This is a genomic window from Streptosporangium fragile, assembly GCF_039534445.1.
Taxonomy (GTDB): Bacteria; Actinomycetota; Actinomycetes; order Streptosporangiales; family Streptosporangiaceae; genus Streptosporangium; species Streptosporangium fragile.
On record NZ_BAAAVI010000045.1, the window covers coordinates 26,252 to 51,732 of the forward strand.

20 protein-coding genes are annotated in these 25,481 nt (G+C 72.0%); 11 read left to right on the forward strand and 9 right to left on the reverse strand.

The window, feature by feature from the left end:
• Positions 1–9 precede the first annotated feature (9 nt).
• Entirely contained in the window at positions 10–804 is a 795-nt protein-coding gene (locus tag ABD841_RS26560; protein WP_344977431.1) for an LOG family protein, read from the reverse strand.
• A gap of 316 nt (positions 805–1,120) precedes the next feature.
• The gene (gene dapE / locus ABD841_RS26565) at positions 1,121–2,182 is read right to left on the reverse strand and encodes a succinyl-diaminopimelate desuccinylase (protein WP_344977436.1); all 1,062 of its coding nucleotides are present in this window, start codon (positions 2,180–2,182) and stop codon (positions 1,121–1,123) included.
• 41 nt (positions 2,183–2,223) lie between these two features.
• Here dapE and ABD841_RS26570 point away from each other — a divergent pair, with 41 nt between their 5' ends.
• Entirely contained in the window at positions 2,224–2,949 is a 726-nt protein-coding gene (locus ABD841_RS26570) for a helix-turn-helix domain-containing protein (RefSeq protein ID WP_344977439.1), read from the forward strand.
• A 155-nt stretch (positions 2,950–3,104) separates the two neighbouring features.
• Positions 3,105–3,890, forward strand: a complete 786-nt coding sequence (locus ABD841_RS26575) for a hypothetical protein (RefSeq protein ID WP_344977442.1) — start codon at positions 3,105–3,107, stop codon at positions 3,888–3,890.
• Between the two features lie 197 nt (positions 3,891–4,087).
• Here the strand turns inward: ABD841_RS26575 and ABD841_RS26580 are convergent, their stop codons facing one another.
• From ABD841_RS26580 to fdxA, 3 genes are all read right to left on the reverse strand, one after another.
• Complete coding sequence (locus ABD841_RS26580; RefSeq protein WP_344977445.1) at positions 4,088–4,759, reverse strand: DUF4178 domain-containing protein; 672 nt, start codon at positions 4,757–4,759, stop codon at positions 4,088–4,090.
• 11 nt (positions 4,760–4,770) lie between these two features.
• The gene (gene dapC, locus ABD841_RS26585; RefSeq protein WP_344977448.1) at positions 4,771–5,850 is read right to left on the reverse strand and encodes a succinyldiaminopimelate transaminase; all 1,080 of its coding nucleotides are present in this window, start codon (positions 5,848–5,850) and stop codon (positions 4,771–4,773) included.
• 129 nt (positions 5,851–5,979) lie between these two features.
• The gene (gene fdxA / locus ABD841_RS26590; protein ID WP_344977451.1) at positions 5,980–6,306 is read right to left on the reverse strand and encodes a ferredoxin; all 327 of its coding nucleotides are present in this window, start codon (positions 6,304–6,306) and stop codon (positions 5,980–5,982) included.
• A 160-nt stretch (positions 6,307–6,466) separates the two neighbouring features.
• Here fdxA and ABD841_RS26595 point away from each other — a divergent pair, with 160 nt between their 5' ends.
• From ABD841_RS26595 to ABD841_RS26630, 8 genes are all read left to right on the forward strand, one after another.
• Complete coding sequence (locus ABD841_RS26595; RefSeq protein WP_344977453.1) at positions 6,467–6,649, forward strand: putative acetyltransferase; 183 nt, start codon at positions 6,467–6,469, stop codon at positions 6,647–6,649.
• A gap of 159 nt (positions 6,650–6,808) precedes the next feature.
• Positions 6,809–7,873, forward strand: a complete 1,065-nt coding sequence (locus ABD841_RS26600; protein WP_344977455.1) for an ABC transporter substrate-binding protein — start codon at positions 6,809–6,811, stop codon at positions 7,871–7,873.
• A gap of 105 nt (positions 7,874–7,978) precedes the next feature.
• Complete coding sequence (locus ABD841_RS26605; protein WP_344977457.1) at positions 7,979–8,755, forward strand: class I SAM-dependent methyltransferase; 777 nt, start codon at positions 7,979–7,981, stop codon at positions 8,753–8,755.
• 111 nt (positions 8,756–8,866) lie between these two features.
• On the forward strand, positions 8,867–11,575 hold the full coding sequence (locus ABD841_RS26610; RefSeq protein WP_344977461.1) for a hypothetical protein: 2,709 nt from the start codon (positions 8,867–8,869) through the stop codon (positions 11,573–11,575).
• 3 nt (positions 11,576–11,578) lie between these two features.
• A complete protein-coding gene (locus tag ABD841_RS26615; RefSeq protein ID WP_344977463.1) occupies positions 11,579–13,636 on the forward strand; it encodes a UvrD-helicase domain-containing protein in 2,058 nt (685 codons plus the stop codon).
• 49 nt (positions 13,637–13,685) lie between these two features.
• Positions 13,686–15,533, forward strand: coding sequence for a sigma factor-like helix-turn-helix DNA-binding protein (locus tag ABD841_RS26620; protein WP_344977466.1), 1,848 nt, complete (start codon positions 13,686–13,688; stop codon positions 15,531–15,533).
• An 86-nt stretch (positions 15,534–15,619) separates the two neighbouring features.
• On the forward strand, positions 15,620–16,999 hold the full coding sequence (cysS, locus tag ABD841_RS26625) for a cysteine--tRNA ligase (protein ID WP_344977469.1): 1,380 nt from the start codon (positions 15,620–15,622) through the stop codon (positions 16,997–16,999).
• Between the two features lie 133 nt (positions 17,000–17,132).
• Positions 17,133–19,658, forward strand: coding sequence for a penicillin acylase family protein (locus tag ABD841_RS26630; RefSeq protein WP_344977542.1), 2,526 nt, complete (start codon positions 17,133–17,135; stop codon positions 19,656–19,658).
• 50 nt (positions 19,659–19,708) lie between these two features.
• Here ABD841_RS26630 and ABD841_RS26635 read toward each other — a convergent pair whose 3' ends face one another.
• The 4 genes from ABD841_RS26635 to mshB form a co-directional block, all read right to left on the reverse strand.
• Positions 19,709–20,710, reverse strand: coding sequence for an MBL fold metallo-hydrolase (locus ABD841_RS26635; protein ID WP_344977472.1), 1,002 nt, complete (start codon positions 20,708–20,710; stop codon positions 19,709–19,711).
• A 193-nt stretch (positions 20,711–20,903) separates the two neighbouring features.
• The gene (locus ABD841_RS26640) at positions 20,904–21,338 is read right to left on the reverse strand and encodes a hypothetical protein (protein WP_344977475.1); all 435 of its coding nucleotides are present in this window, start codon (positions 21,336–21,338) and stop codon (positions 20,904–20,906) included.
• Positions 21,339–21,420: 82 nt separating this feature from the next.
• Positions 21,421–21,870: a DUF6113 family protein gene (locus ABD841_RS26645; RefSeq protein WP_344977478.1), complete on the reverse strand. Its 450-nt coding sequence runs from the start codon at positions 21,868–21,870 to the stop codon at positions 21,421–21,423.
• A gap of 5 nt (positions 21,871–21,875) precedes the next feature.
• Positions 21,876–22,781: an N-acetyl-1-D-myo-inositol-2-amino-2-deoxy-alpha-D-glucopyranoside deacetylase gene (mshB, locus tag ABD841_RS26650; RefSeq protein ID WP_344977481.1), complete on the reverse strand. Its 906-nt coding sequence runs from the start codon at positions 22,779–22,781 to the stop codon at positions 21,876–21,878.
• A gap of 295 nt (positions 22,782–23,076) precedes the next feature.
• Between mshB and ABD841_RS26655 the strand changes: the two genes are divergently transcribed.
• Positions 23,077–25,137, forward strand: a complete 2,061-nt coding sequence (locus ABD841_RS26655; protein ID WP_344977484.1) for a S9 family peptidase — start codon at positions 23,077–23,079, stop codon at positions 25,135–25,137.
• The last annotated feature ends 344 nt before the right edge of the window (positions 25,138–25,481 follow it).

Sequence of the window (25,481 nt, forward strand, 5' to 3'; positions counted from 1 at the left end):
CGTCCGACCCTATTCGGCGTCGCTGACCGTGGTCACGGCCGCCCTGCGCTCCGCCTCCAGTTGCTCGCCGCGGTGCCGGTCGGCGTCCACGATGATCCGGACGGCCTCGTCCACGTCGTCGGTGAGATGGATGAGGTCCACGTCCGCCGGGGAGATCTTCCCGGTCTTCACCAGGGTCGTCTTGATCCAGTCGATCAGCCCGCCCCAGAACTCGGTGCCCATCAGCACCACCGGGAAGGAGGTGACCTTGCCGGTCTGCACCAGGGTCAGCGCCTCGAAAAGCTCGTCCATGGTGCCGAACCCGCCGGGCAGCGTGACGAAGCCGCAGGCGTACTTCACGAACATGGTCTTGCGGACGAAGAAGTAGCGGAACTCGATACCGAGGTCGACGTACTCGTTCATGGCCTGCTCGAAAGGCAGCTCGATGCCCAGGCCGACGGAGACTCCGCCCGCCTCCGCGGCCCCCTTGTTGGCCGCCTCCATGCAGCCGGGCCCCCCGCCCGTGATCACGGCGTAGCCGGCCTCCGCCAGCTTGCGGCCGAGCTCGACGCCCATCTCGTACTCGACGGCGCCCGGGCGGGTCCGCGCGGAGCCGAAGACGGTCACCGCCTGGGGCAGTTCCGCGAGCTGGCCGAAGCCCTCCACGAACTCGGCCTGGATGCGCAGCACCCGCCACGGATCCATGTGGAGCCAGTCGGCGGGCCCTCTCTTGTCGAGAAGCCGCTGGTCATGAGTGGAATCGGGAACGAGATCACCGCGGACCACGGCGGCCCCCTGACGGCGTTCCGGACGCGTTTTCTTCATGTCGGTCACCGTAGCGCCGCTCCTGGAAAAATCTTGAAAAATCTCCGCGGAAACCCGGAACCGGATTTCGAGTGGGCCGCGTCTAACTGCCGAGGGTGCTGCTCGGGACTGAAAGTGGCTTTCCCCGCCAAATGGCCGGCGAGGAAAGCCACTTTCATTTTGTGCCCGGCTCTGTCCGGCCCCGGCCCGGCTCCGGCCCCTCCTGCCGCGCCCGGTTTCCGCGGTGTCCGGCCCTCGCCCCCACCGTGAACCCATGATGCCCCGTCCTCGCCCCATCCGTCCTTCGCACGCGGCGGGCCCGCCGGACCGGGCGCCGTCAGGTCAGCCAGTGGAGCATCCTGCGCTCGCATTCGGCGATCTTCTCCAGTGAGACGAACTCCCCCTGCTGGTGCGCCAGGTTCGGGTCGCCGGGGCCGTAGTTGACCGCGGGCACGCCGAGACCGGAGAAGAGCGAGACGTCGGTCCAGCCGAGCTTGGCGCGGGGCGTGCCGCCGACGGCGGCCACGAAGGCGGCGGCCACCGGATGGGTCAGGCCGGGCCGCGCCGCCGCGGCGGCGTCGGTGAAACGAACCTCGAACCCGTCGAACACCTCGGTGACGTGCGCTCGCGCGTCGTCCAGCGAGAGGTCGGGGGCGAAGCGGTAGTTCACGGTGACCGTGCACTCGTCGGGGATGACGTTGCCCGCGACGCCGCCGGTGACGCCCACCGCGTTCAGACCCTCGTGGTACTCCAGCCCGTCGACGACGGGACGCCTCGCCTCGTACGCGTTCAGGAGGGCGAGGACCGGCTCGGCGGCGTGGATCGCGTTGACCCCCAGCCAGGACCGGGCGCTGTGCGCCCGCCTGCCGCGGGTGACGATCCGAGCCCGGAGCGTGCCCTGGCAACCGCCCTCGATGACGCCGTCGGTGGGTTCCATGAGCACCGCGAAGTCACCCGTGAGCCAGTCGGGATGGTTGCGGCTGAGCCGGAGCAGGCCGTTGCGCTCGGCCTCGATCTCCTCGCAGTCGTAGAAGACGTAGGTCACGTCGCGGCTGGGCTCGCGGAGCGCGGCGGCCAGTTTCAGGGCGACCGCGACGCCGGCCTTCATGTCGGAGGTGCCGCAGCCGTACAGCAGGTCGCCCTCGGCCCGGCTGGGCAGGTTGCCGGCGACCGGGACGGTGTCGATGTGCCCGGCGATCACCACCCGCTCGCCGCGGCCCAGCGTGGTCCGGGCCACGATCGCCTCGCCGTCGCGGTCGACGGTCAGGTGCGGGAACGGCCGCAGAGCCTCCTCGACGGCGTCCGCCAGCGCCTTCTCGTCCCCGCTGACCGACTCGATGTCCACGATCCGGGCGGTGAGCTCTCCGACGTCCTGTGTGAGATCCAGACGCGTAGTCATGCTCGCGACCCTATCCCCGACCGTGGGTTTTACTGGAAGGCGTGTTGAGCATCGGCGAACTGGCCGCGCTGGCCGGGGTCACCACCTGGACCGTCCGCCGCTATCACCAGGTCGGGCTGCTTCCCGAGCCGCCGCGCTCCGCGGCGGGCCACCGGCGGTACGGCATGGCCGACGTCGTCCGCATGATCAGGATCCGGCGGATGGTGGCGTCGGGCATGGGCCTTCCCGACGTCTGCCGGGTGCTCGCCCCCCGGCTCGACCTGCACACGGCCCTGGCCGACCTCGACGCCGACCTGGCCGCGGCGGAGGAGGCGATCCGGCGGCAGCGGGCCATGCTCGCCGAGCTGCGGAACACCGGCGACGACCCGACGCTGACGCCCGAGCTGGTCCACGTCGTCGCCGAACTGGAGCAGGTCTTCCCGGCTCACCCGCTGCTGGAGCGGGAGCGGGAGATGATCGCCCTGCTGGAGGCGGCGGCGCCGGTGACGGCGGCGGCGCTCACCCGCGCCTACCGGGCGTCGCTGTACGACGAGGGGCTCCGCCGCCGCGTGTGGGACCTGGGGCTGCGCTTCGAGGCCCTGCGCGAGGCCCCGGCCGGCCATCCCGAGGTCGCGGCCCTGGCCACCGATCTCCGCGACGCCCTCGCCCCCTACACCTCCCCCGCCCGCCGCGCCTCCCCCGCCGCGCCGTCCGGGCGGACCGCCGTCCCGGGGCTCGGCGAGCTGTCCCCGGCCCAGCGCGAGGTGATCGGCCTCGTCGAACGCTGACCGCTCGCCGGGAGCCACGGGCGGCGGTCGGCATCGCTCCGGGTCACGGACGGGAACCCGGTGCCCGCCGGGTTTCGCGGGCGCCGCAACCGCCGCGGAGCGATAGGTTCTTGACCGTGCGACGGCGTTTCTCAAAAGGGGCCATTACCATCGTCGTGATCGTGGTCCTGCTCGCGGTGGGCATCACCGTGGGCGTCTTCACATTGATCAACCGGGTGACGCCACTCAAGGACCTCGGCGAGGGATGCAAGATCACCACTCCCGAGGGCACACTGGATCTGGACATCGAGCAGGCCAAGGTGGCCGCGGTCATCGCGGCCGTGGCGGCCCGCAGGAAGCTGCCGGAGCGGGCGGTCGTGATCGCCTACGCCACCGCCATCCAGGAGTCGAAGCTGGAGAACCTGACGCACGGCGACCGTGACTCGGTCGGGGCGTTCCAGCAGCGCCCCTCCCAGGGGTGGGGCACGCCCAAGCAGCTCGTCGACCCCGTCTACGCGTCGGGGAAGTTCTTCGCCGCTCTGGAGAAGGTGAAGAACTACCAGAAGCTGCCGCTCCACGAGGCGGCCCAGCTCGTGCAGCGCTCCGCCGACGGGTCGGCCTACGCCCAGCATGAGGGGGATGGGAAGATCCTGGCCGCGGCGTTCACCGGACGCGTCCCCAAGGCCGTACAGTGCTGGTTCCCGACGCCGACCGGCAAGACCCCGCAGCCCGCGACCGAGAAGGCGGAGCGCAGGCTCGCGCGGGCGCTGGGCCCGGACAGCACGCTGACGGTCTCCTCACGCAGGCGCGGCTGGCTGGTGGCCGGCTGGTCGGTCGCCCACGCCAAGGAGTTCGGGCTGAGCCGGGTCCGCTACGACGGCCAGTCATGGACGCCCGCCACGGGCGAGGAGGGCTGGAAGGCCGACACCCGGGCCTCGGCGAAGCGGGTCGACATCTCCTGATGAGCCGGACTCGACGTCCTGCCACGCCGCATGGGGCGTATCCGGCACCAAGCACCTGGCCGACGCCTCTGCGGTCCCGTGGTCGACGGTACGGAATCCCCGTACCGGCTCACTGACGTGAGCCGAGCGGCGCCCCGGCGTGGGGGACGGAACACCACGGCGGCGCCCCGGCGCAGGGGAGCGGAGGATCGGCGAGATCAGACCTGCTTCGCGATGCTGATGGCGCCGGGGGGAACGGGCTGGGCGTAGAAGGAGCTCCAGCGTCCGCCCTGGACGCGTTCGAAGCTGAGCAGGCGGCCGTCGGCGGCCCGGTAGTCGGCGAAATCGAGCAGGCCCCGCTCGGGCATGGAGGTGACACCCTCACCGCGGAAGGCGGCGGTACCCCGCTCGACGGGGAAGAAGTCGATCCCCTCGACGCTCAGGGTGGTCTTGGCGGGAATCATGCCCTGGGCGGGCACCTCCGTCCACAGCAGCACCTCCAGGTGGGACGGATCGCCGGCGGTCCGCCCGGCACGCTCCTCGACCGAGAGCCACTGGTGGCGGCGCGTTCCGTCGTCGAGGAGGTGTTCGGTCCACTGGGTGCCCTGCCACGACAGGTACAGGGCCCCGAGGACGCGGCTGCGCACCCCCTGGCAGTCAATCGTGTCGCCCACCTTGATCATGCGGGGGTCGGGGTAGTCGATGCCGACACGGCCCGCGCTCGGCTGAGGCGGAGACTGCGCGGCCTCGGCCGGAGGAGGAGGGGTCTCGCCGGGAGGGTCGGGGGCGCGCGCCTTCCTGTCCTGACGCGTCGTCGCGAAGAACGCGCCGAACAGCAGGACGAGGGTGACGACGCTCAGTCCGAGTATCACGGCGACCGCGGGGGTCATGCCGCGGGATCCTACTGGAGGCGGCGCACCGCCGCACCGATGCGTTCGTCATCGGCCGTCACGGCGATGCGGACATGCAGGCCGCCGGCCTCGCCGTAGAAGTCACCCGGCGCGACCAGAATGCCCTTCTCCGCGAGAGCGCGGACCTGGTCCCAGCAGCCGGCCCCGTTGGACGCCCACAGGTACAGGCCCGCGGTGGAGTGCTCGATCTTCCAGCCGGCCGCCTCCAGGGCGGGACGGAGCGCCGCGCGGCGGGCGGCGTAACGGGCTCGCTGTTCCTCGGCGTGCTCGTCGTCGTCGAGGGCCACGGCCATCGCCGCCTGGACCGGCCCCGGCATGATCATTCCAGCGTGCTTGCGGATCTCCAGCAGGCGCCGGACGAGGGCGGGGTCGCCCGCGACGAACCCGGCGCGGTACCCGGCCAGGTTGGAGCGCTTGGAGAGCGAGTGCACCGCGAGCAGGCCCTCGTGGGAGCCGCCGCAGACGTCCGGGTGCAGGATCGAGACCGGCTGTTCCTCCCAGCCCAGCTCGATGTAGCACTCGTCGGAGGCCACGACCGCGCCGCGCTCACGCGCCCAGGAGACGACCTTGCGCAGGTGGTCGGCGGGCAGCACCTTGCCGGTCGGGTTGGACGGGGAGTTGACCCAGACCAGCGGCACCCGCTCGGGCCCGAGCGCGAGCAGCCCGTCGGTGGCGTACGGCTCGGCGCCGGCGAGGCGGGCGCCCACGTCATAGGTGGGGTAGGCCAGCTCCGGGAAGACCACGCGCTGCCCCTGGCCGACGCCGAGAAACGTCGGCAGCCAGGCCACGAACTCCTTGGAACCGATCAGCGGCAGCACGTTCGCCTGGTCGACCTCGACGCCGTGTCTGCGGCGCAGCCATCCGGCCGCGGCCGAGCGCAGGCGTTCGGTGCCGTAGGTCAGCGGGTAGCCGGGGCTGTCCGAGGCGTCGGCGAGCGCCTGCCGCACGACGGCCGGGACCGGGTCGACCGGCGTGCCCACCGACAGGTCGACGATCCCGTCGGGATGCGACGCCGCCAGTTGCTTCAGAGGCGTGAGCCGATCCCATGGAAAGTCCGGCAGACCGATCACAGTGCTCCCCGCATGAGGTGTCCCGGCCGGAGCCGGAAGGAGGTCTTCTCGATGGAGCCCGGCCCGGATGAACGGGGCTCCCCACACCCCGGCCCGGCCATGACGGCCCGGCCGGGGCCCGGGTGACGCTCAGTGGTCCTCGGCCTGCGGCGGCAGGGCCGCGACGACCGGGTGGTCCTTGGCGATCTTTCCGACCTTGGAGGCACCACCGGGCGACCCGAGGTCCTCGAAGAACTCCACGTTCGCCTTGTAGAAGTCCTTCCACTGCTCGGGAAGGTCGTCCTCGTAGAAGATCGCCTCCACGGGGCAGACGGGTTCGCACGCGCCGCAGTCCACGCACTCGTCGGGGTGGATGTAGAGCATGCGCTCGCCCTCGTAGATGCAATCGACGGGGCACTCCTCGATGCACGCCTTGTCCAGGACGTCCACGCAAGGCTGCGCGATGACGTAGGTCACCTCGGGCTCCTTCTTCTTTACGCACCTAGGCACGACTTCGACCGCGGGTTGCTACGCCCTAGTATTGCCGTGCCCGCCAGGTGCCTGAAACGGGAGGGGGCAAAAGACCGTGACCCGTGGTTTCGGAGCTCGCCTCGTCATCAGCCTAACCCCTTCTGACGTGGGCAGAAGGGTCACCACCCGCAGGCGGGTCCCGGGGGGCTTCCGCGACGCCGTGGGCGAGCTGGAATTCTGGCGCGACGGCGTGCTCGGGGTGCGCAAGCGCGACGGCACCCTGGTCGAGATCGCGGAGGAGACGCTCGTGGCCGCCAGGGTCGTGCAGCCGCCGCACCCGCGCGGGTAGCGCGGGTACCCCCGTCCGCGCGGCGCGCGGCGCCACAACCGTCTCACCCGCGGGCGAGATGGTTGTCAAGACCCGCGTACGCCGTTTCCCGGTAAGCCGTTTCCCAAGAAAAGCCGCGCCTGCTCGACGAATCGTACCGCTGCGGAGAGTATACGATTCGTGACCGTACGCACCAGCGCCGCAGCCGCCGTGATCCTCACGGCCACGATCGCCGGATGTGGCGCCCCGGCTACCGAAACGCCCGCGCAACTGCCGCCGGTGAACGCCCGGGCCGCCTCCCTGCAGGAGGGCTTCTCCACGATGGAGCGCCTCGTCGAGGCGGCCAGGAAAGAAGGCTCGCTCACGGTGATCGCGCTGCCGCGCGACTGGGTGAACTACGGCGAGATCATCGACGCCTTCGCCGAGGAGTACGGCATCAAGGTCGACCAGCTGGAGCCGGAGGCGAGCAGCGCCCGGGCGATCGAGGCCGCCGCCTCGCTCAAGCCGGACGTGTTCGACCTGAGCATGGACGTCGCCGTGGCCCACGTCTCCTCCTTCGCGCCGTACAAGGTCCAGGGCTGGCAGGACATCCCCGACCACCTCAAGGACCACCGGGGCACCTGGTACGCCGGGTACGGCGGCTACATGTCCATCGGCTACCAGCCGGGCAAGGTGGCTGCCCCGTCGTCCTTCTCCGACCTGCTCAAGCCCGGCTACCAGGTCTCCCTGGCCGGCGATCCCCGGGAGGCCTCGGCGGCCTTCAACGGGGTGATGGCGGCCTCGATCAGGGGTGGGGAGGCCCGGGCCGACCGGGGTGTGGAGTTCTTCGGCCGGCTGAAGAGCGCGGGCAACCTCGCGACCACCGCGCAGGCGGCCTCGGCCATCGTGGACTGGGACTACCACAACGCGGCGCGGGCGGCCGAGAACGAGGCGTGGAAGGTCACGATCCCCGGCGACGCCGTGCTCGGCTCGTACTACGTCCAGGCCATCAACAAGAAGGCTCCGCACCCGGCCGCCGCCCGGCTCTGGCAGGAGTTCCTCTTCTCCGACCGGGGCCAGAACCTCTTCCTGAAGGGCTACGCCCGTCCGGCCAGGATGGAGGCCCTGGAGATGCGCGGCACGCTCGACACGGAGCTCGCCGCGAGGCTCCCCCGGGCGAGCGCCGAACCCGTGGTCCTCACCGTCGCCGAGGTCGACAGCGCGAGGGCGTACGTGAAACGTGAGTGGGGAGAGAAAGTCGGATAGCTCTGAGGCTGATGAGACTGATATGTCGCAACTTCCCAGAGGCTCTAAAGTGTCTGGAGAGCATCGATAAGAGGCCGCGGCGTCTCAGAATGTGAGCTGATCGTCTTGCGCTACGACACCCCGGGCATGATGAGGTGGGACGCTCGCGCCTATGACAGCAGCTTCGGATACGTTTCGGCTCACGGTGCCCCCCTGGTCGAGCTTCTCGACCCGCAACCCGGGGAACGCATCGTGGACCTCGGCTGCGGCACGGGCGTGCTGACCGCCGAGATCCACTCCCGGGGTGCCCGCGTCCTGGGGATCGACAGGTCTCCCGCCATGATCGAGAAGGCGCTGGCGCTCCACCCCGGGCTCGACTTCATCGTGGGTGACGGCCGCGACTTCACGGTGGCCCAGCCCCACGACGCGGTCTTCTCCAACGCGGCTCTGCACTGGATGGGCCGGGAGCCGGACGTGGTGATCGCCAACGTCCGCGAGGCCCTGACCCCGGGCGGACGGTTCATCGCCGAGATGGGCGGCGCGGGCAACTGCGCCGCGCTGACCGCGGCGCTGTCCACCGCCTGGCGGGAGTACGGGCTGCACGAGCCCGACCTGCCGTGGTACTTCCCCACGCCCTCCGAGTACGCCACACGGCTGGAGAAGAGCGGTTTCACCGTCCGGCTGCTGGAGTACTTCGACCGGCCGACCCCCCTCGACCAGTGCCCCGACGGAGCCGCGGACTGGGTGCGGATGTTCGCCGGTTCGCTGCTCCAACACGTGCCCGGCGATATGGTCGACTCGTTGCTCGGCCGGGTGAACGAGCTGGCCGCCCCCGCCCTGCGGCGGGAGACCGGTTGGATGGCCGACTACGTGCGGCTCAGGTTCGCGGCCGTACGCCGCTGAACCGGCCCAATACGCCGGGGCGATTTGCCAGACTATGGTCTGTTCCATGAGTCTCGTTCTCCGGCCACATGGAGTGACGCGGGCGGCTTGAGGGGCTGGTGAAGGGAACGGATGAACTTCAGTCTGAGTGACCTCGTGCCGCCGCTACGTTGGAGCGACGCGGCCACGATCCCACTTCTGCGTGAGCAGCCCGATCTTCCGGGCGCCTGGTGGCGAAGCCTGCCGGTGGCCCGGGTGCTCGCCGTGCTGGGCCCGGAGAGGCTGGCGGAGATCCTCACCGAGATCGCGCTGGTCCACTGGCCCGCGGCGGCCGTGGGCGACGTCCTGCCCGCCCTGCACGTCCTGGATCCGGACGAGGCCGACGAGCCGTGCACCGCGATCGCCCTGGACCGCGCGGGCTCCTGGACGGGCCTGCTCGCGCTGACCGGTCACGACCTGCGCGACCAGCCTTTCATCCAGCCGGTTCCCCTGCTGAACACGCTCTTCGCGGCGGTCTTCTCCCACCTGGCCCACCCGGCTCCCGCCGTCCCGGACCCGGCCCCCCGGCCCGTCCCGGCGCCGCCGGCCGCCATCGCCGTCCCGGAGCCCACGCTCCCCGAGCCCGGCGACTCGCCGTTCACCCCCCGCCCCATGGCCCCCGAGGCCGGGGCCGAGGAGGGGATCCGGGCCGCCGAGGACCACCGGGAGGAGCCCCCGGGGTCGCTCTTCCGGCCCGCCGCGCGCAAGGACTCCGGCGTGGGGACCCCCGTCGAGACGAAGGCCCCGGTCGAAGCGGAAGTCCCGGTCGAGACGGGAGCCCCCGTCGAGACGGAGGCCCCGGTCGAGACGGAAGCCCCCGTCGAGACGAAGGCCCCGGTCGAGACAGGCGTCACCGGGCAGGCGGAAGCCGGTGTGCGGGCCGTTCTGGAGGCCGAAGCGTCCGTCGCCGAGCCGGAGACGCGTGCCGAACCCGATGCCGGGGCCGGGGGTGCCGAGGCTGAAGTGGCGGTGAAGGCGCAGGCCGACGTCGAGGTTGCCGAGAACGTCGCCGAAGCGGACGCCGAAGCCCAAGAGGACGCCGAGGTCCAGGAGGACGTCCCGGTCCGCGAGGACGCCGAGACACCGGAGAGCGCCCGAGCCGAGCAGGAGACCCCGGCGGAAACGGACGCCCAGGCGCGGGAAAGCAGCCGGGAGCACGAGGACGCCCCCGCCCACCGGGACGCCGAGACACCGGCAGCCGTACGAACCGAGCAGGGAGCCGGAGCCGAAACGGACGCCCCGGAGCACGAGGACGCCCCCGTCCGGGAAGACGCCGAGGAGCGGGAGGGCTCTCAGGCGCGGGAGAGCGCCGGAGAACAGGACGGCGCCGAGGAGCGGGAGGGCGCTGGGGCCGAGGCCGTTCCGGAACCGCGGAGGGAGGCGGAGCCGCTCGCGGCCGGGGCGAAGGCCGCCGGACCGGCGGAGAACCTGCACGCGCTGCTGGACGGCGTCTTCGCCGGCGCCGAGGACAAGCGCTGGGCCGTGGCGCAGAACAGGGTGTTCAGCGACGCCCCGGCGGCGGTGGAGGAGCTGGCCAAGCTGTTCGCCGTACCGCCGCAGGTCATCCACGACATCGAGGCCGATCTGCGCCGGGAACTCGCGGAGTGGATCGCCTCCGACGAGGCGGCGCCTTACCGGGAGCACCTGGAGGAGGTCAAGCGGGTCCTCGGCAAGGCGGCTCCCCGGGAGCGGCTGATCAGGGCGGCCGACTGGCACGCCCGCGAGCTCCACTCCCTCGACGTGCCGGCCTGGCAGTTCGTACTGGCCAGCCTGCCGGGTTACCACCTGGTCGACGAGTGGCTGGTCGAGGGCGACATCACGGAGCTGCGGCACCGCACCCGCGACATGATCAGCGGTGCCAAGCCGCCGCTGACCATCACCAAGGCCCTCGACATGGTCTCCTCGCTGGGCATCCACCCCGAGGTGTCCAAGGCATGGCTGGAGAACGTACCCCAGCTCCGGATCCTCGGCGCGGGTGAGCGGCCTCCCCGGGCCAACGGTGCCGGACCCCTGACCGCGGGGAAGCCCGCCACCGGGCAGGCACCCGCCGCGCAGGCGACCCCCGAGGCGCCCGCGGCGCCGGATGCCGTCGCGAACGCGGCTCCCGGCGGGGCGGCGGCCCCGGAGCGGCCCGCCCCGCAGGTCCCCGCGTTCTCGGAGGCGCCCGCGTTCTCGCAGGGCCCCGCGGACCGTGTTCCCTCCCCCGGGGTTCCCTCCCCCGGGAGCCCCGCCGGTGGCGAGCCCGCCGGTGAGCGAGGCGCCGAGGAGCAGGGCAGGGCGCCGTTCCGCCCGCTGAAGGACGTCTCGCTGACCCGGCGCTGCTTCCGGCAGCCGGACGGCCGTTGGTGGCTCCGGGTCGACGTCACCCCCGAACACCTCCAGGGTGTCGAGTGCCCGCTGCCCAGCGGGTTCGCGGCCTACCTTGGGATGACGCCGGGCAGCCGCCGCACGGTCAAGAGCGCGGTCGGCGACGTCGTCCTCGACTGGCGGGAGAGGCCCGTCGTGGAGTCGCTGGGGGCGCTCCTGGCGGACGTGGGCGCCAAGGAGGGCAGCCACCTGTTCCTGACGCTCTCGGACGAGGGCGTCCTGCGTGCCAGGCACCTTCCCGCCGCGGCCGACGACGTGCGGGACACGGCACGGGCGCTGCGGCTGGTCGGCTACACCGCCTCGGGCGGCACCCCCGAACAGGCCGCGCGGGTCATCGCGACCCGGGTCGGCATGACGAGCCCGGTGCCGGTGCCCGATCTCCTCGTCCGCCTGCGAGAACGCGGAGACCGCGATCTCCTGTCACTGTTGGCCTAGCCCATGCCCCGCCTCGCCATCTCCCCGGAGTTCCCCGTCGAACTCGGCGCCCTGCCCCAGCCGGTGCGCCGCGACGTCGTGCTCTCGGCACGCAGGTTCCTGCAGAACGTGGCGGGTGCCCCCCATCCCGAACGGGTCAGGGGGGCCAGGGATCCCCGGGTCGCCACGCTCAGGCTGGCCGAGCGGCACCGGGGCGTCGTGGTCAAGCAGCGGGACGTCTACTGGCTGCTGACGGTCCTGCCGGACGCGGAGGCGTGGGCGTACGCGCAGCGCTACCGGTTCGGGGTCAACACGGCGCTGGGTGTGGTCGAGATGTGGGACGCGGTGGCGCTGGACCGGGTGCGCCCCGCGATGCGCAGGGCGGCCGAGGCGTCCTCGACCCGGCTGTTCGCCGACATCTGCGACAGCGACCTGGCCGAGCTGGGGATCGACGGCCGGTTCCTGCCGCTGGTCAGGCAGATCACCGACGAGCTGACCCTGGAGGCGCTCGAACCGCTGCTGCCGCCGACCCAGTACGAACCGCTGGCCGCGCTGGCCAGGGGCGAGTCGATGGCCGGGGCCTGGCGGGAGCTGGAGAACTGCCGGGCCGTCCCCGCGGACCCCGAGCCGATCAACCCGGAGGACTTCGGTGCCGCGCTGCTCCGCAGCCCCGACCGGGCGGTCTTCGCCGACTACCCGCGTGAGCTGAACCGCGTGCTGGAGGCGCCCGGCTGGTGCGTCTTCCTGCATCCGCCGCAGCACCGGCTGGCCCACTGGGAGTCCTACCAGCAGCCGACGCTGGTCACCGGCGGCGCGGGCACCGGCAAAACCCTCGTCGCGCTGCACCGGGCGGCGCACCTGGCCAGACGCGGTGCCGGGCAGATCCTGCTCGTCACCTTCTCCCAGGGGCTGAGCGCCGACCTCGCGGCGAAGCTCGACGTCCTGATCGAGGACGAGGTGGTCCGCAAGCGGATCGAGGTCGGCAATGTGGACCGGCTGGCGCACCGCATCGTGGCCGAGGCGGAGGGCCGCCCGCCGTCGCTGGTGGGCGGCGCCGAGCTGACCGCGCTGTGGGAGGAGACGGACACCGGGCACAGCCCGGCGTTCCTGCTGCGCGAGTGGGAACAGGTGGTGCTGGCGCAGAACCTGCAGACCCTGGACGAGTACCTCGACGCCCCACGTCCCGGCCGGAGTGTCGAGCTGTCCGGTGCGGAGCGGACCGCCATCTGGCGGGCCATCGAGCACGTCACCGAGCAGCTGCGGGAGCGCGGCCGGCGGACCCTGCTCCAGCTGGCCGCCGAGGCGTCGACGCTGCTCGGCCAGACGACCGGTGACCTGCTGGAGGAGACGGAGCCCACGCGGGAGCCGTACCGGCACATCGTGGTGGACGAGGCGCAGGACCTGCACCCCGCGCAGTGGCGGCTGCTGCGCGCGGCGGTGCCGCACACCCGTGACGACCTGTTCATCGTGGGCGACCCGCACCAGCGGATCTTCGACACGCGGGTGGCGCTGGCCTCGGTCGGGATCGACGCGATCCAGCAGCGGCTCCAGGTGTCGTACCGGCTGCCGCAGGAGATCCTCTCCTGGGGGGTGCGGCTGCGCGGGGGCGGCCCGGCCGACGGACTGGTCAACGGGGTGCAGGAGTTGTACGGTTTCCGCGCCAGGCGGCACGGGCCGCGGCCGATGGTCCGCGCCTACGATTCTCCCCAGGACGAGCTGACGGGGCTGGCATCGCAGGTGAGACAGTGGATACAGGACGGCGTGCCGCCCGAGGAGATCGCGGTGGCCGCCAGGACTGCCGAGCTCGTGCGCGACGCACGGGCCGTGCTGCGCGAGCTGGGGGTGCGGGTGACGACGCTGCACGGCATGAAGGGGTTGGAGTTCCGGCGGGTCGCCGTGATCGGCGTGGCCGACGGGATCGTGCCCGACCCCGCCTCCTTGACCCCGGTCGGGGAGGATCCCGCAGCCAGGGCGCACGACCTGCAGCGGGAGCGCGGCCTGCTCTACGTCGCGTGCACCCGGGCCGTGGAATTTCTTTACGTATCCCACTCCGGACGGGCCAGTCCCTTCCTTCCCACCTGATCACATAGTCTGAACTGCGGATATATTCCCCTTTGCCGGTTGGACCTCAATGAACCTCAGCCTGAGCGACATCGCGCCCCCCCTGCGCTGGACCTCTCCCGGCCAGGTAGTGCCGATCGCAACCGACCCACGCCTCCCGGAGGCGTGGTGGCAGGCGCTGCCGCTCGACAGGGCCTGCTCGACCATCGGGACGTCCGAGGTCGCCGGACGCCTGACCGACCTCGCCCTGGCGTGCTGGGGACATCTGATGCTCGGTGACGTCCTGCCCCTGCTCAGGTTCTCCGACCCGGCCGCGAGTGTGCGCACGCCCGAGGCGCTCGGCCGCGAGATGGTGCACAAGCTCTTCACCTCCGTGCTGGAGCGGCTGCTCGAACCGGTCACCGAGGAGAGCGTCGCCCGGATGCGCCCCTCCCGCCCCGACCGGCCGCTCCCCGAACTGATCGACGAAGTCTTCGTCACGCTGGACGACCGGCAGCGGGCCATCGCCAGGGACCGGCTGTACGCCTCCCAGCGGGCCACGCTCGACGATCTGGCCCAGCGGTTCTCGGTGACCAGGGAGCGCATCCGGCAGATCGAACGTGACCTGCGCGACCATGTGGAGGCGTGGCTGACCACCGAGGAGGCGGCGCCGCTGGTGGCCCATGTGTCCTGGCTGCGCGGCCGGCTCGGCTCCGCCGTACCGGCCGACGACCTCGCCGCGGCGGTGCCCTGGCACCGCACCGAGCTCACCACGCTGGGGATCCCCGCCTGGCGGTTCGTCCGGACCCTGCTGAACGGCTACGAGCAGGTCGACGGCTGGCTGGTCGCCGGTGGAGCCGACGAGCTCAGGGAGAAGACCCGGCAGCTGTTCAGCGACGGGCCCCGGCCGTTGGAGGAGGCCGTCACGCTGGCCAGCCAGCTCGGCATCCGCGAGGACGTGGCCGAGCGCTGGCTCATCGCCGTGCCCCAGCTGCGGGTGCTGGACAACCACGTGGTGCAGTGGCCGCGCAGCGTCAACGACAAGGCCGAGGCCGTACTCGCGGTCGCGGGCGGCCCGCTGACACCGGAGGAGATCCAGGAGCGCATCGGCGAGGACTACAGCCTCGTCGGCATCCGCAACCAGCTCACCGCCGACGACCGGTTCCTGCGGGTCGATCGGAACAAGTACGGGCTGACGCGCTGGGGCGGCGAGGAGTACCTGGGCATCCGGGAGATGATCGTCCGGGAGATCGAGCGGGCCAACGGCGAGGCGTCGGTCAACACGATCGTCACGAACCTCACCAGCCGCTACGACGTGAGCGAGAGCTCGGTCCGCGCCTACGCGGGCGGTCCGGGCTTCGAACGCACCCAGCGCGGGTGGATCCGGGTGGCCGGCTCCGAGCAGTCCGACTACCAGCCGCGCCGCGACGTCTCGGAGACCCGCCGCTGCTTCCGCAGCCGCGACGGGCGCTGGTGGCACCGGGTGGACGTCAACGCCGAGCACCTGCGCGGCTCGGGCTCCCCCCTGCCGACCGGTTTCGCCGCGCACCTCGGCATGGCCCCGGGCGGCCAGCTCACCGCCTCCACCCCCTCCGGCGACGTGGTGATCAGCTGGCACAACCAGCCGACCATGGGCTCCATCCGGCCGGTGCTGATCGCGGCGAACGCCTCCGAGGGCGACCACGTCTTCCTGACGGTCTCCGACGGCGGCGAGCTGCTGACCCGCTACCTGCCCGCCGCCTCGCCGGCCCTCCCGTCGTTGAACCGGGCGCTGCACCTGATCGGCTACACCGCGCCGGTGGCGTCGGAGGCCGAGGGCATCCGCCTGATCGGCGCCCGGATCGGCCTACCCGAAGGGTGCACGCGCGAGGAGATCCTCGCGCGCCTGCGCGACCGCGGTGACCGGGACATCCTCGGCTTCCTGGAGGGTGGTGTCTGACGCGCCTATGGCGCTCGCTCCGCTCACGCGGGCCCGAGCGCCCCAAGGCCACGCCCGAGCCTGCCTGATTGCGTAGGCTCGGGGGCATGCTGCGGCTGTATGACACGCGGACCCGGCAGGTCGAGCGGATTCTCCCCGAGGGGGCCCGCTCGCTGCGGATGTACACCTGCGGCCCGACGGTCTACCGGTTCGCCCACGTGGGCAACCTCCGCTCGTATCTGCTGTCCGACCTGATCAGGCGGGTCGGGGAGCGGCAGCGGGTCCGGGTGGTCGTCTGCCGCAACATCACCGACGTCGGGCACCTGGTCGACGACGCCGAGATCGACCCCGCGGGCGAGGACAAGGTCCTCGCTCAGGCGAGGGCCGAGGGACGCGGCCCGCTGGAGACCGCGCGGTTCTACGAGGACGCCTTCGTCGCGGACACGACCGCGCTGAACATCCGGCCGCCGGAGCACTCACCGCGGGCGACCGAGACCGTCGACCTGATGGTCCAGATGATCGCCGAGCTGATCGGGAAGGGGCACGCCTACGCGGTCCCCGACGGGTCGGTCTTCTTCGACGCGGCCTCTTTCTCCTCGTACGGGGAGATCTCCGGCAACCGGCTCGACCGGCTCAAGCCCGGTCACCGGCACGAGGGCGTCGACCCCCGCAAGCGGTTCCACGCCGACTGGGCGCTGTGGAAGGCCTCGGACCGGGAGATGACCTGGGACGCCCCGTGGGGCCGGGGCTTCCCCGGCTGGCACATCGAGTGCTCGGCCATGTCGCTGCGTCTGCTGGGTGGGCGCATCGACGTGCATACCGGCGGGATCGACCTGCGCTTCCCGCACCACGAGAACGAGCGCGCCCAGTCCGACGCCGTCGCCGGGCGCGAGGTGGTGCGCCACTGGGTCCATGGCGAGCACCTGCTCTTCGACGGGCGGAAGATGTCGAAGTCCGCCGGCAACGTGGTCCTGCTCAAGGACGTGACCGACGCGGGTCTCGACCCGCTGGCCGTGCGCCTGGCGCTGCTGGAGCACCGCTACCGGCAGCAGACGAACCTCACCTGGGAGACCCTGCGGGCCGCCGACCGGACCCTGCGGCGCTGGCGCGCTCGCGTCGCCGGGTGGTCGGAGTCGCCGAGCGCCCCGATGCCCGCCGAGCCGGTCGCCCGGATCGAGGCCGCCTTCGACGACGACCTCGACACCCCGCTGGCGCTGCGCCTGCTGCGCGAGCTGGAGCGCGACGACTCCGTCGCACCGGGTTCCCGCTTCGAGGCGTTCCTCCATCTCGACCAGGTCCTCGGGCTGGACCTCTCCGTCGACATCGGCAGGGCCGGGAGCCTGCCCGCGGGCGCCGCGGAGCTGCTGGAGCGGCGTGAGCGGGCCCGCGAGGCGAAGGACTGGGCCGCCGCCGACCACCTTCGCGACGAGCTGGCCGCCCTGGGGGTGCGGGTGGCCGACACCCCGCAGGGCCAGGTCTGGTCCTGACCGTCCGGCCGTGACGGGTGCCGGCGCGCCGGCGTTTGTCCGCTGAGCACCGTGCCACAGATGCCGGGCGATGCCACACTTGCGGGAGCATGTCGCCTAGGAGGTCTTTGTGAGGTTCCGGCCGTACGCCTGGATGCCCCGCCCGCTCACGTGGCTCGCACGGGTGATCACCGTTCTCGTGGTTCTCGGGCTGCTCCTCGCCGGGGCCGGCGTGTGGAGCGTACGCGCCTCCTTCCCTCAGCTCTCGGGCGAGCTCGCGGTGAAAGGCCTCAAGGGAAAGGTCACTGTTTATCGCGATAAGAACGGCATTCCGCATATCTACGCGGACTCCCCCGAGGACCTGTTCCTGGCCCAGGGCTACGTGCACGCGCAGGACCGCTTCTTCGAGATGGACTTCCGCCGCCACGTGACCGCCGGGCGGCTGTCGGAGATGTTCGGCGCGGCGACCCTGACCGAGGACAAGGTGATCCGCACCATGGGCTGGCGGAAGGTGGCCGAGAAGGAGCTGCCCATGCTCACCGAGCAGACCCGGCGCTACCTGGACGCCTACGCCGGCGGGGTGAACGCCTGGATGGCGGAGAACGACGGCTTCGCCGGGCGGAGCCTCGAATACGTGCTTCTGAAGGTCACCAGCCCCGGATACGAGCCCGAGCCCTGGACGCCGGTCGACTCGCTGGCCTGGCTCAAGGCGATGGCGTGGGACCTGCGCTCCAACCTCTCCGACGAGATCGGCCGGGCGCTCGCGGCGAGCATGCTGCCGCGCGAGCGGGTGGAGCAGCTCTGGCCCGGCTACCCCTACGCGACCCACCAGCCGATCGTCACCCGGGGCTCGGTCACCGAGCGCGGGTTCCAGCAGGACGAGGAGCCGAGCGCCGACCCCCGGGAGGTGGACACCAGGGCGCTGACCAGGGCGGCCGAGGCCATCCACGCGGTGCCCGCCCTGATGGGCGACCGGGCGGGCGGGAGCGGCATCGGCTCGAACTCGTGGGTGGTCTCCGGCCGGCACACCACCACCGGCAAACCCCTGCTCGCCAACGACCCCCACCTGTCGGCGAGTGTGCCGGCGGTCTGGTACCAGGCCGGGCTGCACTGCCGTACCAGGAGCGCCGAGTGTCCGTTCGACGTCACCGGCTTCACCTTCTCCGGCGTACCAGGCGTGATCATCGGGCACAACGAGAAGATCGCCTGGGGTTTCACCAACCTCGGCCCGGACGTCGCCGACCTCTACCTGGAGCGGATCAAGGACGACTCCTACCTGTTCATGGGCAGCTGGAAGCCGCTCACCACCAGGACCGAGACGATCAGCGTGGCCGGGGGTGACGCGGTCCGCCTCCGGATCCGCGAAACCATGCACGGGCCGGTCATCTCCGACGTCATGAAGGACGCGCGGGACACGCTGCCCGGCTCGGCCGCGATCTTCGACGAGGAGGCCGACGCGGTCGCGCTCAAGTGGACCGCGCTGGAACCGGGCCGGAGCGCCGACGCGATCTTCGCCATGAACACCGCGCAGGACTGGCAGCAGTTCCGGGCGGCGGCGAGCAGGTTCGAGGTGCCCGCGCAGAACCTGGTCTACGCCGACACCGACGGCAACATCGGCTACCAGGCCCCGGGCCGGATCCCGGTCCGCACCCGAGGCGACGGCACCTGGCCGGTGCCGGGCTGGACCGGCGAGTACGCCTGGCAGTCGGCGATCCCCTTCGACGAACTGCCCAGCGTCTACAACCCGCCGGAGGGTTACATCGCGACCGCCAACAACGCGGTCATCGACCCCTCGCGCTACCCGCACATGCTCACCGAGGACTGGGCGTACGGCTACCGCTCCCAGCGCATCGTGGACCGCCTCCGCGAGACGCTCAAGGACGGCGGGAAGGTGGACGCGGCGGCGATGGGCGCGCTGCAGCAGGACACGGCCAACGGCTTCGCGGCGTTCCTGGTGCCCAAGCTGACGGACATCGAGGTGGCCGGGCCGGCCGGGGACGCCCTGGCCCTGCTGCGCAGCTGGGACCACTCCCAGGGCGCCGGCTCGGCCCCGGCCGCGTACTTCAACGCCGTCTGGCGGCACCTGCTCGTCGAGACCTTCAACGACGACCTGCCCGAGGGCGCCCGGCCCACCGGCGGCGACCGCTGGTTCGAGGTCGTGCGGGTGATGCTCGACAAGCCCGACGACCCGTTCTGGGACGACCGGGGCACCTCCTGGAAGGAGACCCGCGACGACATGCTGCGGCGGGCGATGGCCGCCGCGTACGACGAGCTGAGCGCCCGCCTGGGTCCGGACGTCAGGAGCTGGCGCTGGGGGGACCTGCACTCGCTGCGGCTGACCCACCAGACCCTCGGCACCTCGGGCATCGCCCCGGTCGAGTGGCTGTTCAACCGGGGCCCGTTCCCGGTGTCCGGCAACGACGACGCCGTCAACGCCGCGGGGTGGAACGTCCAGGAGGACTACACGGTGAACTGGCTGCCGTCCATGCGGATGGTGGTGGACCTCGCGGATCCGGACAGGTCACAGTGGATCAACCTGACCGGTGCCTCCGGCCACGCCTTCCACGACAACTACTGGGACCAGGCACCGCTGTGGGCGAGCGGCGGGACTGTCCCCATGCGGGCCCGTGAGGAGTCCGTCAGGAAGGCGGCCGTCCACACTCTGACACTGAGACCCTGACCGGACGCGCGAAGCCGGGGAAAGCGCCGCGGCAGCCCCTCAGGAGCCCCTCAAGCCTCCAGGACGCGGGACTCGCCGACGGCGAGGTCCCACAGGTCGGCGCGGTCGAGGCCGGCTGCCGCCCAGGCCGCGCGGGCCTGCTCCACCGGTGCCAGCAACGGCTCGCCCGACAGGACGAACGTGCCCCAGTGCATGGTCGCCATCCGGCGCGCCCCCACGTCCCGGCAGGCCCGCACGGCCTGCTCCGGGTCGACATGCGAGGACTTCATGAACCAGCGGGGCTCGAAGGCGCCCACCGGCATCAGGGCCAGGTCGATGCCCTCCGGGTAGCGCGCCCCGATCTGGGCGAAGCGCTCGCCGTACGCGGTGTCGCCGGCGAAGTAGACCGTCCGGCCTGCGGAGGTGATCACCCAGCCGCCCCACAGGGTCATGCAGGTGTCCCACGGTGTCCGGCGGCTCCAGTGGTGGGCGGGCACGAAGTCGAAGCGGACGTCGCCGATGTGCGCGCTCTCCCACCAGTCGAGCTCGGTGACGTCGCGGAAACCGCGCCGGGTGAACCAGGACCGCAGCCCGGCCGGGACGAGGATCGGGGTGCTCCTCGGCAGCCGCCGCACGGTCGGCGCGTCCAGATGGTCGTAGTGGTTGTGACTGATCACCACGGCGTCGATCCGGGGCAGGTCCGTCCACGCGACCCCGGGCGGGGTGAGCCGCGGGCGGCCCCCGGGGATCCTCCGGGACCAGACCGGGTCGGTGAGGATCGTCAGCCCCCCGATCTGGAGGACGTACGTCGCATGGCCCACCCAGGTGACGACCGCGTCGGTGCCCGCCGCCGGCGGGAGCCCGTCCCGGCGGACCGGAATGCGATCGGCGTCCCCTATGTCGGGGCGGAGCCCGCCGTGCCAGATGGCCGCGGCCAGTTCCTGGAACGCCGGGAGCGGCGCGGTCAGCCGGTCACGGAACCCGCCGGGCCACGACCGCTCGGGCACCCTGACCGGCGGACCGGGGCGCTCGGGCGCCCGGCCCGGGAAAACGGAACGCTCCGGCTCCCGCATCGGGAAACCGGAACGCCCGAGCGCCCCCGTGGGACGGGGTATGAGCCCTGCCCCGCCGGGAGCGCCGATCTCATCGGAGAGGTTAGATCCTTCGGGAACGCTGGTCGAGGTCGCTGGGTGGGATGTCTGGGACATCGGCGGCTCCCTTCGTACGGCATCCACTCGCCCCTCATTGATCCCCTCCCAGCGAAATTCATTCCTGTTGCTGGCCTTTTGTCCGCGACCACCAGGGGGGTCTGCGGGCATAGTTGCCGTCTTCCAGGACGGCCAGCCGCTCGAAGACGTTCCACGCGGCCTGGTTGCCGCAGATCAGGATCGAGACGGCGACCGCGACGAGGTACAGCGGGAGCATCGGCAGCCCCGCGCAGATCACGTACTGCCAGGCGTGCCGGTCCTCGTGCCGGAGCAGGGCACCGGTCAGGTAGCCCTCGTCGTGCCTGGTCAGCACCACGTTGCCGACCGTGAAGGCCCCCGCGACGGGGAACGGGATGCGGTAGCCGTGCCCCAGCACCAGACCGTCGGGCCCGGCGCTCATCCGGGCCCGGCCGAGGCGTGCCACCAGCAGCCCCAGCGGCGTGGAGAGGTTGACGTAGTTGAGGATCCGCCGTACTCGATGCAACCGCCGCATACCGGGATTGTGCGTCACCGGACCGGGCCGCGGTAGCGACCGGGCCCGGGTGGACCGGCGGCACGGCGACGGCCGGCGACGGCTACGGCGCGGGCGGGCCGACCGGCCGGGAGCCGAAGGAGTGCGGGGTGAGCAGCCACGAGCCGCCCGTCGACGGCGAGAGCATGACCCCCGCCACGAGCGCGGCGAGGCCCCCGTAAAGGTAGACGTAGCCGGACAGGTCATTGGCGATGACCAGGTCACCCTCCGGCCGCCCGGCGATCCAGATCATGGTGACCAGCGTCCAGCCGGCCGCGGGCGCCAGGGCGGCGCCCCTGCCCCGCATCGCCCGGCCCGGACCGTAGGTGGCCGCGAAGAGCAGAGCGACGCAGCCGAGGGCGGAGACCGGGACGGGCCGGATGTACCACGAGTGCTGGAAGGCGCCCAGGACGCCCATCAGAAGGCCCAACAGGGCGAGCACGGCGTACACCGCCGTGGTGATCGCCGTGTCCGAAGGGGTGCGCATCGCCGGGGCCTGCTCCATCACGTCCATCGAGGTTAGTGGATACCGGCGAAAAGGTCGTCTTCACGGTCGTGCGGCTCGCCCAGGCCCCCCACCTCGACCGGTGCCCCCTGCCCCGCCGGGCCGGGCACCCCGGCGCGCAGGATGTAGTGCTCGACCCCGAGGACCTGCTGGCCGATGTTGTTGGACAGGGCGAACCAGGGGGCGTCCACGCTGATCTGGGTGGTGTGCGCCCGCATCGCCTCGATCTTGCGCTCGACATGGGCCCGTGCGTCGATCTCGGTGGTGACGTCCTTGTCCGCGCAGCCGAACGGCAGGTCGTCGACCGCCTCGGCGGCGAACCGGGTGCCGCTCTCGCGCATCGCCTCCTCCGCCCTGCGCATCACCGACCTGGGCATGGCGGTGTGGTAGAGCTTGGCGATCCGCCACGGCCTGCCCTCGCCGAACGCCGGGTCGGCGGCCAGCTCGAAGGCCCGCCAGGAGACGCGGTGGGCCTGGATGTGGTCGGGGTGGCCGTAGAAGCCGTTCTCGTCGTAGGTGACGAGCACCTGCGGCCGCACCTCGCGGATGATCCTGACCAGCTCCCCCGCCGCCTCGTCCAGGTCGGCCCGCCAGAAGGCGTTCTCCCGGTCGTTGGAGGCGACGCCCATCATGCCGGAGTCACGCCAGCGGCCGGGACCACCCAGGAACCGGTGGTCGGTGACGCCGAGCGCCTTGCAGGCGGCGGCGAGCTCGCCGATGCGGTACTCGCCCAGGGTGTCGTCACGGTCGGCGGCCAGGTGGGCCAGCTCCGGCGGAATGACCTCGCCCTCCTCGCCGAGGGTGCAGGTCACCAGCGTGACGTGGGCCCCTTCGGCGGCGTATCTGGCCATGGTGGCCCCGCTGCCGATCGTCTCGTCGTCGGGGTGGGCGTGCACGAGCATCAGGCGCCGATCAGTCATGCGTCAGAGGGTATCCGCGCCACGGACCTCCGGACCGCCCGCCCCACATCTGTCACCTCACGCCACCCGACCCCGACCACCTCACCGCCCACATCCATCACCTCACGCCACCCGACCCCGGTCACCCCGCCACTCGCATCCATCACCTCGTGGCACCCCAGGTCCCTCCACCACCCGCGTTCACTTCCGCGCGTCCCCGAGGTCCTCACGAGGTCCCCGCGCCCCGGATTCCCGGCCCGGAAACCACATCCTCCGGAAAATGAATTGCGCGATGTGGAACTGGCAAGATGGCCATATGAGTGAGAGTTTCCCTCGCCTGCACGCCAGGACCCGCCGGTTCAGCCTCGGAGTCCCCCGCGGCTTCACGATCGCCCCGGGCGGCGACCGCGTCGTCTTCCTGCGGACGAAGGGCGGCTCCGACCCGGTCACCTGCCTGTGGGAGTACGACGTCCTGAGCGGCGCGGAGCGGCTGATCGCCGACCCGCGCGCTCTGGCCGTGGACGAGGAGGACCTGCCGCCCGAGGAGCGGGCACGCCGCGAGCGGAGCCGGGAGCAGGCCGGCGGCATCGTCGGCTACAGCACCGACAGGGCGGTGACGACCGCGGCGTTCGCGCTCTCCGGCGGCCTCTACGTGGTCGAGCTGAAGAGCAGGCACGTACGGCGGCTGAAGACGCCGGGTCCGGTGGTCGACCCGCGGATGTCGCCCACCGGTGTGCACGTCGGCTACGTGACCGGCGGCGCCTTCCACATCCAGGACCTGGAGGACGAGGTCGATCACGCGCTGGCCCGTCCCGAGGGGCCGGGGGTCACCTACGGCCTGGCGGAGTTCATCGCCGCCGAGGAGATGAGCCGGATGCGTGGCTACTGGTGGTCGCCGGACGGCGGCGCGCTGCTGATCGAGCGGGCCGACGAGTCCCCCGTCTGCACCTGGCACATCGCCGACCCGGCCAACCCGTCCCGGCCACCCGTCGAACAGCGCTACCCCGCCGCGGGCACGCCGAACGCCAGGGTCGAACTGTTCGTGCTCACCCTCGACGGCGGTCGCGTCCCCGTCCCCTTCGACGACGAGTACCTCGTCAACGCCGTCTGGGACACCCACGGGCTGTCGATCGTCACCATGCCGCGCGACCAGAAGACCATGCGCCTGCTCGACGTCGACCCGGCCACCGGCGCCTCCACGGTCGTGCGCGAGGACACCGACCCCGCCTGGGTCGACGTCGTCACCGGCGTCCCCGGGCACCTGTCCGACGGCAGCCTGGTCTGGGTCTCCGCCGCCGAGGGCGGTCACCGCCTGTTCGTCGGCGACCGGCCCGTCACGCCGCCCAGCCTGCAGGTCCGCGAAGTCCTCGACATCGACGGCGAGACCGTGCTGTTCCGGGCCAGCGGCGAGCCCACGGAGATCGCCCTGTGGGCCTACCGCAAGGGTCAGATCACGCTCGTCAGCCCGACCGAGAGCGGCGTCTACAACGGCCACACGGCGGGCGGCACCCTCGTGGTCACCGGCCAGACCCTCGACGGCGAGGGCTCGGTCACGCGCGTCCTGCACAACGGCACGCCCCGCGGCCACATCGCCTCCCACGCCGAGCGGCCCGGCCTGGACCTGCGGGTCTCCCTGATCCGCGCGGGCGAGCGCGACCTGTCCACCGCCGTGGTCTTCCCCTCCGGGCACGTGCCCGGCTCGGCGAAGCTGCCGGTCCTGATGGACCCGTACGGCGGACCGCACGCCCAGCGCGTCCTGGCGGCCTCCGGCGCCTACCTGACCAGCCAGTGGTTCGCCGACCAGGGCTTCGCGGTGATCGTGGCCGACGGCCGCGGCACCCCCGGCCGCGGCCCCGAGTTCGAGCGGGCCATCCTGCACGACCTGGCCACCCCGGTCCTCGAGGACCAGATCGACGCGCTGCACGGCGCCGCCGCGCAGTTCCCCGACGACCTGGACCTGTCGCGGGTCGGCATCCGGGGCTGGTCCTTCGGCGGCTACCTGGCCGCCCTGGCCGTGCTCCGCCGCCCCGACGTCTTCCACGCCGCCGTGGCCGGAGCCCCGGTGACCGACTGGCGCCTGTACGACACCTGTTACACCGAGCGCTACCTGGGCCACCCCGACGAGGGCCACTACGAGACGTCCTCACTGTTCGCCGACGCCGAGAAACTGGAGCGCCCGCTGCTGCTGATCCACGGCCTGGCCGACGACAACGTGGTGGCCGCGCACACCCTCCGCCTGTCGTCCGCCTTCCTGGCCGCGGGCCGCCCGCACAGCGTGCTGCCGCTGTCGGGCGTCACCCACATGACCCCCCAGGAGGTCGTCGCGGAGAACCTCCTCCTGCTCCAGGTCGAGTTCCTGAAGAAGGCTCTGGCGTAACCGGGGGCCTCCTGCCACCCCACCGGGCCGGGAGCCGCTCCGCCGGGAGCCTTCGCGGACGGTCGGCACCCGACGGCCCAGGGGGCACGACGGCGCCCCCGTCCGCGGGCACGAGCTCACCGAGGAAGGTCAGCCCCTGCCCGTGGACGGGGTGGCGGGGCAGGCGGTGTCCTCGGCGGGCAGGACGCCGTCGACCAGGCAACGGTTGACGGCGTTGTCGACGCGGGCGTTCCGGGGAGCGGAAAGTCCCGCGTGGACAGGGTGGCGGAAGGCTCCGCGCGGGGTGACCGGACGGAAGCCGGTCAGGGCCCGGTGCGCGGCCCGCCGGCCGGAGAGAGCCGTCG